The sequence below is a fragment of the Fontimonas sp. SYSU GA230001 genome (assembly GCF_040066175.1).
Classification (GTDB): Bacteria; Pseudomonadota; Gammaproteobacteria; order Nevskiales; family Nevskiaceae; genus Solimonas.
This window is the reverse complement of the sequence record NZ_JBEAAM010000010.1, coordinates 93,252-105,898: the sequence shown is the minus strand read 5'-3', so window position 1 is coordinate 105,898 and position 12,647 is coordinate 93,252. Positions and strand designations below refer to the sequence as shown.

Genomic DNA, 12,647 nt, shown 5'->3' with positions numbered 1-12,647 from the left:
GCGTTTATTGACTTGTCGGCCGGTACTGTACCGAAGGCGAGACGATCGTCCCAAGGGACGAGGCCGCTGGCGTGTCCGAACGCCAGAATCGCGTCACGCCAGCCGCTGAGGGGAGCGGAACATGGGTATAGCAGGCAGGAATCGTCTCATCGCCCGGATCGCGGCGGTGGGTGTGGTGCTACTGGCCGGCTGCGGCGCCAGCCGCGCGCCGGAGTCGGTCGCTCCGCCGATCGACGCGCGCTGTCACAACGCCAATGCGCTGCGCCAGCCGTTCTTCGGCGACCTGCACGTGCACACCAAGTACTCGCTCGACGCCAACACGCAGGGCACGATCATCGGGCCGCACGACGCCTACCGTTTCGCGCTGGGCGAGCGCATCGGCATCCAGCCCTACGACGACAACGGCGAGCCGACGCGCCACACGCAGATCGCGCGGCCGCTCGACTTCGCTGCGGTCACCGATCATGCCGAGCTGTTCGGCGAGACCGAGATCTGCACGAACCCGGACTATCTCGAATACAACGCTCCGGAGTGCATCCTCTACCGCAACTTCCCGGACCAGTCCTTCATCGCCTTCAATCTCGCCGCAGTCGGCCTGCCGGAGCTGCCGCAGTTCCCGGTGCCGGCCGGCATCCCGCTGGTGTCCGATGCGCCGATCATCGGCAGCAACGGCAGCGTGCCGCGCATGGCCTATTGCGGGCCGGGCGGGCAGACCTGCCTGGAGGCGGCGAAGACGCCGTGGCAGGACGTGCAGCTCGCGGCCGAGGCGTACTACGACCGCAGCGACGACTGCCGCTTCACCACCTTCGTCGGTTACGAGTGGACCGGCGCGCCGCTGTCGAACAACCTGCACCGCAACGTCATCTTCCGCACCGGCGTCGTGCCGCCGATCCCGCCGGCCTACCAGGAGTATCCGCGCCCGGAGCTGCTGTGGCAGGCGCTCGATGCGCAGTGCCGCGCGCAGGACGGCTGCGACGTGCTGACGATTCCGCACAACTCGAACCTGTCGGCCGGCACGATGTTCGAGACCAAGGACCGCTTCGGCAACGACTACACGCAGGCCTTCGCGCAGAAGCGCCAGGATCACGAGCCGCTGGCCGAGATCTACCAGCACAAGGGCCAGTCCGAGTGCCTGGGCACCCAGGGCGCGGGCGCGCAGGACGAGCTGTGCGGCTTCGAGCTGCTGCCGTACAACAACCTCACCGGCAACCGCTTCGGCGGTGCCAACACCGGGCCGCCGATGGAGCAGGACTTCCTGCGCGAGGCGCTCAAGGAAGGTCTGCGCCAGGAGCAGCTGCTCGGCGCCAATCCATTCAAGTATGGCTTCATCGGCAGCTCGGACACGCACATCGGTACGCCCGGCAACGTCGTCGAGAGCACGTTCATGGGCCATGCCGGCGCCGGCCAGAATCCGCGCGACAGCGTGCCCGGCATGACCGACGTGATCGAGGTCAGCCCCGGCGGTCTGGCCGTGCTGTGGGCGGAGGAGAACACGCGCGATGCGCTGTTCGCGGCGATGCGCCGGCGCGAGGCCTACGCGACCAGCGGCACGCGCCCGGTGGTGCGTTTCTTCGGCGGCTGGGATCTGCCGGCGGACCAGTGCGGGCGCAACGACTTCGCCGCCGTCGGCTATGCGCGCGGCGTGCCGATGGGCGGCGATCTGTCTTCGGTGCCGTCCGCGGCCGCGCGGCCGCGCTTCGCGGTGTCCGCGCTGCGCGATCCGGGCGCGCCCGGCGAGCCGGTCGAGCCGCTGCAGCGCATCCAGATCATCAAGGGCTGGTACGTCAACGGCGAGAAGAAGGAACGGGTGTTCGAGGTCGCCGGCGATCCCGCCAATGGCGCGAGCGTCGATCTGACGACCTGCCAGACTTCGGGTTCCGGCTTCGCCAGCCTGTGCACGGTCTGGGAAGACCCCGACTTCGATCCGGCGGTGCCGGCGTTCTGGTACGCGCGCGTCGTCGAGAATCCGAGCTGCCGCTGGTCCACGCGCCAATGCCTCGCGGCCGGCATCGACTGCAGCAACCCGGACGCCGTGCCGGCCGAATGGGCCGACTGCTGCAACGCCGACTATCCGAAGACGATCCAGGAGCGTGCCTGGACCTCGCCGATCTGGTACCGGCCGGCCTCCGCACCGACCCGCTGAACATGCGCATGCTGCGCTGGCCCCTGCTGCATTTCGCGCTGATCGGCAGTGCGCTGTTCGCGCTGGATCGCCTGCGAACGGTGCCGGATACGCCGATCGAGGCCGCGCCGATCGAGCTGTCCGCCGAACGGGTCGAGGCGCTGCGCGCGGCCTGGGTGCGCGACTCGGGCCGTCTGCCCACCGAGGCCGAGCTGCGCGCCAGCATCCGCCATTATCTCGACGACGAGATCCTGCTGCGCGAGGCGCTTGCGCGCGGGCTCGACCGCAGCGATCCGGTCGTGCGCGAACGGTTGCTGCGCAACATGCGCTTCCTGTTTCCGCAGCGGCGTGCCAGCGACGACGCGCTGCTGCACGAGGCCGCGGCGCTCGGCATGAACCGCAGCGACCCGGTGGTACGCCGGCGCCTCGTGCAGGCGATGGAACGCCGCCTGGTCCGCGCCGTTCCCGTGGACCCGCAGGCGCTGGCCGCGTACCGCGAGCGCCATCCGGCGCGCTATCGTGCGCCGGCGCGCCTCAGCTTCCGCCACGTGTTCTTCAGCGACGACGGCGCGCGCGCCGATGCACGCGCGGAGCTCGAGGCGCTGCGAGCGCGCCTGCTGCGCGGCGAGGTCGATGCGGCGCGCAGCGGCGATGCCTTCCTGCTCGGTGCCGAGTTCCGCGCGTGGAGCGCGGCGCAGGTGGGTGCGCGCTTCGGACGTGACTTTGCCGATGCGCTCGTGCAGGCGCCGGAGCAGACCTGGACCGGCCCGCTGCGTTCCGCGTTCGGCTGGCATCTGGTGCAGGTGACGGCGCGCGTGGCCGAGGGCGGGGATCCGCCGCCGCAGCAGCAGGCGCAGCTGCTGCGCGCCTGGCAGGACGAGGCGCGTGCGCAGCAGCTGCGCGAGGCGCTGCAACGGCTGCGCGCGCGCTACCCGGTCGTCGGCCTGCCGGCCGCGGACGCAGGTGGCGCATGAGCGTGCGGCCGCGCATGCTCGCGTTCGCGCTGCTGCTGGCCGCAACGGCGGTGCAGGGCCATCCGCTGGCGCCGGCATTGCTGGACCTGCGCGAGTCGGCGCCCGGCGTCTATGACGTCAGCTGGCGCACGTCGGTCGTCAGCGTGCGCGGCACGCCGGTTGCGCCGCAGTGGCCGCCCGGGTGCGCTGCCGAAGTCCAGGGCGTGGCGCGGATCGACGGCGAAGATGCGCTGCTGCATCGCTGGCGTCTGTCGTGTCCGGGCGGTATCGAAGGCCGCAGACTGGCGATCGACGGACTCGCCGCCGGCGGGATCAATGCCATCCTGCGCTACGAATCGCTCGACGGCGGCGTCGCGCAGACCCTGCTCGATGCCGCGCAGCCGCAGTGGACCGTGCCGGCGGCCGGCGCGGCGAAGCCGGTGTTCGTCGAGTACCTGCGTCTGGGCTTCACCCACCTGCTCGCCGGCCCCGATCACGTGCTGCTGATCCTCGGACTGGTGGCGCTGGTGCGCAGGCCGCGTGCGCTGGTCGGCACGGTGACGGCGTTCACGCTCGGCCACAGCCTGACGCTGTCGGCCGCGGCGCTGGGATTGCTGCGCCTGCCGTCGGCGCTCGCCGAAGTGCTGATCGCGGCGACGCTGGTCGTGCTGGCGCTGCAGCTGCTGCGGCCGGGAGGCGCCGGGGCGCTGGAACGGCGGCCGTGGTGGATCGCCGCGGTCTTCGGCCTGATCCATGGCCTCGGTTTTGCAGGTGCTCTGGCGGAAGTCGGGCTGCCGCAGCGCGAGATCGCGCTGGCGCTGCTGGCCTTCAACCTGGGCATCGAGTGCGGGCAGCTGCTGCTGGTCCTGGTGTTTCTCGCCGGCATCCACGCCGCGCGGCGGTCCGTATCCGTGCCGGCCGCGGCGCCGCTGCACGGTGCGCTGGCCTATGTGATCGGCTCGCTGGCCGCATACTGGGTCATCGGCCGGGCGGCGGTGCTCGTCGCCGGCGTTGGCACGACGTGATTCGGCGCGCGATCGCCAAACAACCGTAAAAGGGGAAGGGTCATGCTGAGCAATGGGAAGAAGCGGACGATCCGTCCGGCGTTGTGGCTGGCGCTGGCGCTGGCGCTGGCGGGACCGCCGGCGGGCGCGGCGCAGACGGTCGAGAGCCTGCACGCCTGCATGCTGGCCAATGTACCGGCCAGTCTGCGCATCCAGACCGTGGAACTGGTCGCCACCGATGTCGGCGGCACGGTGCGCACGCTGCGCGGGCGGGTCTATGCGCTGCGCGAGACGCAGGGCGATCAGTCGCTGGTGCGCGCCACGCTGCGCATCGAGTCGCCGGAGTATCTGGCCGGCGCGGCTTACCTGGTGCGCCAGGGTGAGGGCGAGCGCGTGGACGGCATGTACGTGTACCTGCCGTCGGTGCGGCGGGTGCGCCGCATCAGCGGCGATTTCGCCGACGGTGCGCTGCTCGGCACCAACTTCAGCTATTACGACTTCAAGCAGATGCAGTACGCGGTCAGCGACGCGACGGCGACGGTCGCCGGAGAAGAGGACGTCGGCGGCCGCAGGACGGCGATTCTCGATTACGTGCCGGCGCCGACGTCGGGTTCGAAATACACGCGGGTGCGCAGCTGGGTCGATCAGCAGACCTGTGTCCCGATCCAGACCGAGTTTCACCAGGCCGACGGCGCGCGCAAGCGCATCACGGTTCCTGCGGCCGCGCTGCGCAAGGCGGACGGGCGCTGGTATGCCTCGGAGGTCGAGATGGTCGATCTGATCGACGGCAGCAAGACCGTGCTGCGCGTGCTGGGTCTCGACACGCAGCAGGTGCCGCCGAGCCGGTTGTTCAACCCGGCGACGTTCTATCTGGGCAACTGAGCGGTCGCCCGGCAGCCGTCGTCCCAACGGATGAGGCTGCGGCGGTGGCCACGGCGAAGAATCGGCGGCGCAGACCACGAGAGGAGAGCGGCATGATCCAGGCATCGTTCCCGGCCGGCGCGACGCTGGTGTTCGGCGGTAGCGGCGGCATCGGCCAGGAGGTCGCCAAGAGCTTCGGCCGCGCCGGCAGCGACGTCGCCATCGTCTATCGCTCCAAGCAGGCGGTCGCCGAAAAGGTCGTCGGCGAGATCGCCGGCTACGGTCGCAAGGCGACGCTGCACGCGGCCGACGTGCGCGAGCGCGCGCAGGTCGATGCCGCGGTGCAGGCAGCGGTCGCCGCGCACGGCCGCGTGCACACCGTGATCTGGGCGGCCGGCCCGGTCGTCGAGCAGGTGCCGATCGCCGAGACCAGCGAGGCGCTGTGGCGCAAGTCGATCGACATCGAAGTGCACGGCTTCTTCAACGCGGTGCAGGCGACGCTGCCGCATCTGCGCGCGAAAGGCGGCGGATCGTATGTCCATCTGGGTTCGGCCGGCCATGTCTGGTGGCCGCCCAGGGACGGCTTGTCGGTCGCGCCCAAGGCGGCCAACGAGGCGCTGATCCAGGGCATCGCCAAGGAGGAAGGCCGGCACAACATCCGCGCCAACTCGGTGTTGGTCGGCGTGATCGAGGCCGGCATGTTCCTCGAACTGCTGCGGCGCGGCGTGTTCGACGACAAGTGGACCGAGGAGACCCAGAAGCTGCTGTGCATCAAGCGCTGGGGCAAGCCCGAGGAGATCGGCAGCGCCGCGGTGTTCCTCGCCACCAACGGCTACGTCACCGGCCAGCAGATCAACGTGTCCGGCGGCTTCGGCATCTGAGCGGACAGTCATCAACAACCGTCCTGCCCGCGCAGGCGGGTATCCAGTGCTTTCGACCGCGGCTGGATTCCCGCTTCCGCGGGAATGACGAACAACGGAGCAAGGGCATGTCCTCACCTCTCGAAGACCTCGAACAGATCCGCCGGCTCAAGTACCGCTACTGCCGCTGCATCGACACCGCGAACATCGCCGAACTGCGCGAGCTGTTCACCGAGGACGCCAGCGTGCGCTACCAGGGCGGCAGCTACCTGTTCGAGGCCGAAGGCCGCGACAAGATCATCGGCGCGCTCGAATACGCCTTCCACGCCGAGGCGATCGCCCGGCACACGGTGAACCATCCGGAGATTGACCTCGTGTCGCCGACCGAGGCCAAGGGGGTGTGGTATCTCACCGACTGGTTTCTCGACCTGCGCCACAAGATCGTCACCGAGGGCAGCGCGCTGTACCGCGACACCTACGTCAAGCGCGACGGCCGGTGGCTGATCCAGCGCGCGACCTACGAGCGCATCTACGAGATCGTCACGCCGTTGACGCAGGCGCCGAACATCACCGCACACTGGCTGGCGCAGCACGGCAAGAAGCAGCCGTGATGAGGGCTCGCGGTTCGGTGTTGCCGTCCATAGCGCGGCCTCTCAGCCCAGCGTCAGCACGCTGTTCAGCAGCAGCCGCACCAGCATCGTCTGGCGCGTGACGCCGGTCTTGCAGAAGATCGAACGCAGATGCGTGCGTGCGGTGTTGCGGCGCACGTTCATCTGCTCGGCGGCTTCGTCCAGGGTCAGACCCTCGGCGAGCAGCAGCGCGAGCTGCGCTTCCATGCGCGTCAGGCCGAACAGGCGGCGCACCAGTTCCTGGGACGGCTGCGCGGCATTCGACTCCGGATCGCGCAGGAACACGACCACGGCCGGGCGCTGCTTGCTCTCGGACCAGGGGCCCAGCGGAATCGTGCGCACCAGCACGCCGAGCTTCGCGCGGCCGGACGGGCGCGACACCGACATCGCCTCGACCACGCCGGGCTCGCCATGATCGCCGCCGCTGGCCGACAGCGAATCGCTCAGGGCCGTGCGGATCATGCGCTGCAGGTCGCGGCTTTCCTGGCTGCTGTCCACGCACAGCGTGTTGCCGGACAGCCAGATGCCGTCCTTCTCGGCGAGGATGCGCCGCGCTTCCTGATTGGTTTCGAGAATCGTGCCGTCCTGCGCGATGCTGATCATGCCCAGCAGCATGCGGTTGACGGTGCCGGCGAACAGCTGGCGCTCGCATTCGAGGAAATCGAGGCGCGCGTGCAGCTGGATCGCGCGCTTCAGATGCGGCAGCAGGAAGCGGACGACGGCCTTGTCGTCGGCGGAGAACGGCTCGGCACTGTGCCCGCGCGTGATGCGCAGCCGGCACTCGATGCCCTCCTTCGTGTAGATGTCGGCGCCGAGCAGGTGGCGGATGTCGAGCGGCTTGAGGTATTCGAGATAGACCGCGCTCTGCAGCCACTGACGGCCGATCAGTTCCTCCGCGGTGACGACCTCGTCCTCCGGCAGGCGCACGAAGGGGTCCATCGCGAAGAAATGCGTTTCATAGGATTCGACGCCCTGCCGCGTGACCGGGCCGGTGTTGATCATGATCCCGGCGCTGTCGGACGACGGCGGGCGCAGCATCAGCGTGACGTGACCGGCGTGCAGGCGCTCGCGCAGCAGCTGCAGCGCCGTATGCCACGGCGGCGTTTCCGTCGGGCCGTCATAGATCGCGCTCAGCAGGCGATCGGCCTGCTCCAGGTCGAGCGCCACCGCCGCGCCCTTCGGGGCCGGACTCATAGCGGTTGTGCTGCCCATACGCCGCGCTTGCGCAAGGGAAATCTCCGTCACCCTGGCTGTGTTCGCCATGACTCTCCTCCGCGCCTGCTCCGCACGGGCGCACGTTCCAACGGTCTGCGGGCTGTCAACCCCCTCGTCGAGATGGGAACGCGACGTATCAATATGCCGCCCCTCTGCCGGCGTCAAGCCGCGAGCGCAACAAACCCACGCCGCCGGTCTCCCGGAGCGCGGTGCCTCGATCCCACTTCGGACCCGGCACGACGCCGTGCCGGGCTGAGTCGAAGCCTAGTCCGGTGCGCGGTGCGCCGTCTCCCCCATCCGGACGAGACAACCGGCACGCGCCCTGTCCGATCATCGCCGCGCGCCCCGTTCGCGCGAACCGACACCGCCATGACCGACGAAACCCGCATGAAGGCCGCGATGCAGGCCTATATCGACCACTTCAACCGCAGTGACGCCGCGGCGATCGCGGACCTCTACGCCGACGACGCGACGGTCGAGGATCCGGTCGGCAGTCCGCTGAAGAAGGGCAAGGCCGAGATCGCCGCGTTCTACAAGATGGCGGTCGCCACCGGCGCGCGCCTGGAGCTCGCCGCACCGGTCCGCGCCTCCCACGGCAACGCCGCGGCGATGGCCTTCAACGTGCGGCTGAACATGCCGGAAGGCAGGGCGCATATCCAGGTGATCGACGTGATGACCTTCAACGACGCCGGCAAGTTCACGTCGATGAAGGCCTACTGGGGCAAGTCCGACATGGTGCTGGAGAAGTGAATCCCGCGGCGCTGCAGCGCCTGGCCGACCGCATCGAGCTCCAAGAGCTGGTCGTGCGCTACGCCAATGCCATCGACCGGCGCGATTTCGACGCGCTCGATGCAGTGTTCACGCCCGATGCTTACATCGACTACCGCGCGATGGGCGGCATCGACGGGCCGTATCCGGCGGTCAAGCAATGGCTGCCGCAGGCGCTGCAGCACTTCCCGGCCTACATGCACTTCGTCGGCAACTGCGAGTTCGCGATCGATGGCGATGCGGCGACCGGGCGGATCGCCTGCTTCAACCCGATGGTGGTGCCCCGGCCGGAGGGCGGCACGGACACCATGTTCCTCGGCCTGTGGTATGTCGATGAATACCGGCGCACCGCCGGCGGCTGGCGCATCGGCCGCCGCGCCGAGGAGAAGTGCTACGACTTCAACATGCCGGCGTGGATGAAGAAGGCGCTGAAGCTGTAGGGTGGGCCCCGCCTGGCGCTGGCCGCGGGGCGCCCCGCGCCGTCCGTGGGTGATCCGGGGCATGTAGAGCATTTCTACGCGCCCTGGCCCGGCCTTCGCCTGGGCGGCGACACGGGCATATAGTGGGGCTGTTCCCGGCCGGGAATGACACGAGTGGGCGCCAGATGAGCGGTAGCGATTCCGACGGGCGGGTCGAGGCGGACGGACTGCACGCCTGGTTCGACGGGCGGTCCGGTATCGTCGCGCGACTCGCCAGCGACGGGACCGTGCTCGACTCCAATCGCGGCGATGCCGCAGCGCCGCGCGATTCACTGGCGGCGCATTTCGCGCTCGAAGCCGTCGAGCCACTGGCGCAGGTGCTGCAGCAGGTCGCGGCGGATGGCCAGCCGCGGCAGGTCGAAGCCTCCGTGCTGGGCGCGGACGGCGTGCGCCGCTGGTACTGGCTCAACATCGGCGCGGTCCGGCGCGACGGCGTCGTCATCGGTTACGGCGTGCACGGCGTGGACATCACCGCCCGCAAGCGCGAGGAGGACCGGCTGCGGCGCAGCGAGTCGATGCTGGTCGATACCCAGGGCGTGGCGCACCTGGGGGTCTGGGAATGGGACATCACCGAGCCGCATGCCGTGTGGAGCCCCGAGCTGTACCGCATCTACGGCGAGACCCCGCAGAGCTACACGCCGACCTACGAGGGCTATCTGGCCAAAGTGCATCCGGACGACCGCCAGCGGGTGATGGACGCCACCAACGAGGTCTTCCACCACCTCAAGCCCTATTCGCACGACGAGCGCATCTATCGCGCGGATGGCGAGCTGCGCTACCTGCACACCTGGGCGTTCCCGGTACTCGACGACGCCGGCAAGCTGATCCGCCTGACCGGCGTCTGCCAGGACATCACCGACCGCAAGCGCGCGGAGCTGGAGCGCGACCGCGCCAACGAGCTGGCGCTGTCGGCGCAGCGCCTCGCGCTGCACCGCGCCCAGTACGACGAGCTGACGCGCCTGCCCAACCGCAGCAAGTTCGGCGAAAGCCTGCACGAGGCGCTCGCCAACGGCGCCGCGCGCCTGCGCCGCTTCGCGCTGGTCACACTCGGCCTGGATCACTTCAGCGAGCTGAACCATGCGCTGGGGCCGCGCATCGGCGACAGCGTGCTCAGCGAGGTCGCAGAACGCCTGCGCCGCGCGCTGCCCGATCCGTCGGCGCTGCTGGCACGCACCGGCCCGGACCTGTTCAGCTGGATCGCCGAGGTCGCCGAGGGCGCCGACGGTGTCGCGCAGTTGCAGAAGCGCTGCGAGGCGCTGCGGTCGCTCGTCGGCGCGCCGCTGGAACTCGGCCAGGGCGTCGCCGTGTCCGCCAGCCTCGGCTGCGCGCTGTATCCGGACCATGCCGACAGCGCCGAGCAGCTGCTGTACGCCAGCGACACCGCGCTGCACTGGGCCAAGAAGCACGCGCGCGGCTTCCTGAAGATCTACGAATCGTCGATGCAGCAGCGCGCGAGCCGCGTGCTCGAACTCAACCGCGAACTGCATCGGGCGATGGCCAGCCAGCAGCTGCGGCTCCATTACCAGCCGATCATGACGATGACCGGCGCGCGCGTGCTCGGCGTCGAGGCGCTGGCGCGCTGGCGGCGCGACGACGGCAGCCAGATACCGCCGGATCACTTCATCCCGGTCGCCGAATCGGGCGACCTGCTGCGGCCCTTCACCGAATGGACGATCGGCACGGTCTGCGCACAGATGGCCGACTGGCTGCAGCGCGGGGTGCCCGTGCCACGGATCTCGTTCAACCTGTCGGCCGCACAGCTGCGCCTCGCCGGCATCGACCAGTACATACTCGACGAAATGCGCCGCCGCGGACTGCAGGGCAGTGCGCTGGCCATCGAGATCACCGAGGAAGCGTTACTGGACAACCTCGACGCGGCCGGTGCCCTGTTGACGCGCCTGCGGCAGGAGGGCCTCGCCGTCGCCGTGGACGATTTCGGCGTCGGCTACTCGTCACCGCACTACCTGCGTAGCCTGCCGATCAACATCCTCAAGATCGACGGATCCTTCCTGAAGGACGTGCCCGGCAATGCCGATGCCACCTCGCTGCTCAACGGCATCATCGAGATCGGCCACAGCCTGCAGATGCAGGTGGTCACCGAGTGCGTCGAGCACGCCGAGCAGGCCGCCTACCTGCGCCGTCTCGGCGGTGTCAGCGGTCAGGGTTTCTGGTTCACGCGCGCGCTGCCGGCCGACGAGCTGGAACAGTGGCTCACGCAGTGGCTGAGCAGCGCGGTGGTCGCGGTCGCCTGAGCGCACGCCGACGCTTGCAAGCCGGCCCGATCCGGCGCAGGCTTCCATTCCCATCCCTTCGCGGGAGAGCGGCCATGGCATACGTGGAATGGCGCTGGCAGGGCGTGCAGGTGTCCAACTGCAACTGCAATCTCGGCTGTCCCTGCCAGTTCAATTCGCTGCCGTCCAACGGCAACTGCCGGGCATACATGTTCGGCCAGATCGACGAGGGTCATTTCGGCGAGATCCCCTTGGACGGGTTGCGCTTCGGCGGGCTGTTCGCCTGGCCGGGGCCGATCCACCTCGGCAACGGCGAGGCGCTGCCGGTGATCGACGAGCGCGCCGACGCCGATCAGCGTGCGGCGATCCTGGCGGTGCTGACCGGCCAGGAAACCGAACCGGGGTCGCTGATCACGCAGGTGTTCAGCACGACCCTGGTCAAGGCGCATCCGACGCAGTACAAGCCGATCGAACTGCGCATCGACGAGCGGGCCGGCACCGCCAGCGTGCGCATTCCCGGCCTGCTCGAAGCCTCGGCGCAGCCGATCCGCAACCCGGTGACCGGCGCGCCGCACCGCGCGCGCCTGCGGCTTCCGGCCGGCTTCGAGTACGACGAGGCCGAGTTCGTGTCGGGCTCCGGCACTGCGCAGGGGCCGATCCCGCTCGACTTCCGCGACACGCATGCGCATATCGCGCGGATGCACTGGAGCACGCACGGCGTCGTCCGGTGATGCCGGTGCTGGAGCGGCTGCTCCTCCGCGAGCGGCCGATCGTGCTCGTCGGCCTGTGCGGCGTCATCGTCCTGTCGTGGCTGTACCTGGTGCCGGCCTCGCTCGACATGTACGGGGCCATGGACGGCCTGTCGGCGTGGATGATGCAGACGCACTGGGATGTGCGTTACTTCGTCCTCGTGTTCCTGATGTGGGCGGTGATGATGGTCGGCATGATGCTGCCCAGCGCCGCGCCGGCGATCCTGCTGTACGCGCGCGTGCAGCGCACCAGTGCGGGCGTCGAGGCACCGACGCTGCGCATCCAGGCGTTCACCGCCGGCTACCTGCTGGCCTGGACCGGCTTCAGTCTCGCGGCGACGCTGCTGCAGTACGCACTGTCGCGCGCGGCCCTGCTGTCGCCGATGTGGGAAAGCGCCAGCCCCGTGCTCGGCGCCGTGCTGCTGGTCAACGCGGGCCTGTACCAGCTCACGCCGTTCAAGCAGTCCTGTCTTTCGCGCTGCCGTTCGCCGGCCGGCTTCTTCATGCAGCACTGGCGGCCCGGCGTCCGCGGTGCGCTGCGGCTGGGCGTTCGCCACGGCCTGTACTGCGTCGGCTGCTGCTGGGCCCTGATGCTGCTGCTGTTCGTCGGCGGCGTGATGAGTCTGCTGTGGATCGGCGCGATCACGGTCTTCGTGCTGATCGAGAAGCTCGCACCGCTGGGCGTGCAGGGCGGCCGGCTCAGCGGTGCGCTGCTGGCGCTGGCGGGCATCGTCCTGCTGGCATCGGCGTGACGCGCGACGTCGTGCAGCGGCGGC

The 12,647-nt window shown here is 69.6% G+C and carries 12 protein-coding genes; 11 read left to right on the top strand and 1 reads right to left on the bottom strand.

Translation table 11 applies throughout. From position 1 onward, the window contains the following. Window positions 1-166 precede the first annotated feature (166 nt). The 6 genes from AAG565_RS06715 (at window position 167) to AAG565_RS06690 (ending at window position 6,411) form a co-directional block, all read left to right on the top strand. Complete coding sequence (locus AAG565_RS06715; RefSeq protein WP_348818790.1) at window positions 167-2,143, top strand: DUF3604 domain-containing protein; 1,977 nt, start codon at window positions 167-169, stop codon at window positions 2,141-2,143. An 8-nt stretch (window positions 2,144-2,151) separates the two neighbouring features. Continuing rightward, window positions 2,152-3,096, top strand: coding sequence for a peptidylprolyl isomerase (locus tag AAG565_RS06710; RefSeq protein ID WP_348818789.1), 945 nt, complete (start codon window positions 2,152-2,154; stop codon window positions 3,094-3,096). Continuing rightward, window positions 3,093-4,100, top strand: a complete 1,008-nt coding sequence (locus tag AAG565_RS06705) for a HupE/UreJ family protein (protein WP_348818788.1) — start codon at window positions 3,093-3,095, stop codon at window positions 4,098-4,100. The genes AAG565_RS06710 and AAG565_RS06705 overlap by 4 nt, the downstream gene beginning before the upstream one ends. A 42-nt stretch (window positions 4,101-4,142) precedes the next feature. Then, window positions 4,143-4,961: an outer membrane lipoprotein-sorting protein gene (locus AAG565_RS06700; protein WP_348818787.1), complete on the top strand. Its 819-nt coding sequence runs from the start codon at window positions 4,143-4,145 to the stop codon at window positions 4,959-4,961. A 92-nt stretch (window positions 4,962-5,053) separates the two neighbouring features. After that, window positions 5,054-5,821 (top strand): SDR family oxidoreductase, encoded by a 768-nt coding sequence (locus AAG565_RS06695; RefSeq protein ID WP_348818786.1) that lies wholly within the window; start codon window positions 5,054-5,056, stop codon window positions 5,819-5,821. A gap of 107 nt (window positions 5,822-5,928) precedes the next feature. Next, a complete protein-coding gene (locus tag AAG565_RS06690; RefSeq protein ID WP_348818785.1) occupies window positions 5,929-6,411 on the top strand; it encodes a nuclear transport factor 2 family protein in 483 nt (160 codons plus the stop codon). Window positions 6,412-6,453: 42 nt separating this feature from the next. Here the strand turns inward: AAG565_RS06690 and AAG565_RS06685 are convergent, their stop codons facing one another. Continuing rightward, window positions 6,454-7,623 carry a helix-turn-helix transcriptional regulator gene (locus AAG565_RS06685; protein WP_348818784.1) on the bottom strand — a complete coding sequence of 390 codons (1,170 nt, stop codon included), beginning with the start codon at window positions 7,621-7,623 and terminating at the stop codon, window positions 6,454-6,456. A gap of 390 nt (window positions 7,624-8,013) precedes the next feature. On the opposite strand from AAG565_RS06685, the gene AAG565_RS06680 reads away from it, so the two are divergent. From AAG565_RS06680 to AAG565_RS06660, 5 genes are all read left to right on the top strand, one after another. After that, window positions 8,014-8,394 carry a steroid Delta-isomerase gene (locus AAG565_RS06680; protein WP_348818783.1) on the top strand — a complete coding sequence of 127 codons (381 nt, stop codon included), beginning with the start codon at window positions 8,014-8,016 and terminating at the stop codon, window positions 8,392-8,394. Then, on the top strand, window positions 8,391-8,852 hold the full coding sequence (locus AAG565_RS06675; RefSeq protein WP_348818782.1) for a nuclear transport factor 2 family protein: 462 nt from the start codon (window positions 8,391-8,393) through the stop codon (window positions 8,850-8,852). Before AAG565_RS06680 ends, AAG565_RS06675 begins: the two co-directional genes overlap by 4 nt. A gap of 164 nt (window positions 8,853-9,016) precedes the next feature. Continuing rightward, complete coding sequence (locus AAG565_RS06670; protein ID WP_348818781.1) at window positions 9,017-11,143, top strand: EAL domain-containing protein; 2,127 nt, start codon at window positions 9,017-9,019, stop codon at window positions 11,141-11,143. Window positions 11,144-11,217: 74 nt separating this feature from the next. Continuing rightward, on the top strand, window positions 11,218-11,853 hold the full coding sequence (locus tag AAG565_RS06665; protein WP_348818780.1) for a DUF1326 domain-containing protein: 636 nt from the start codon (window positions 11,218-11,220) through the stop codon (window positions 11,851-11,853). Further along, window positions 11,853-12,623 (top strand): DUF2182 domain-containing protein, encoded by a 771-nt coding sequence (locus AAG565_RS06660; RefSeq protein ID WP_348818821.1) that lies wholly within the window; start codon window positions 11,853-11,855, stop codon window positions 12,621-12,623. Before AAG565_RS06665 ends, AAG565_RS06660 begins: the two co-directional genes overlap by 1 nt. The last annotated feature ends 24 nt before the right edge of the window (window positions 12,624-12,647 follow it).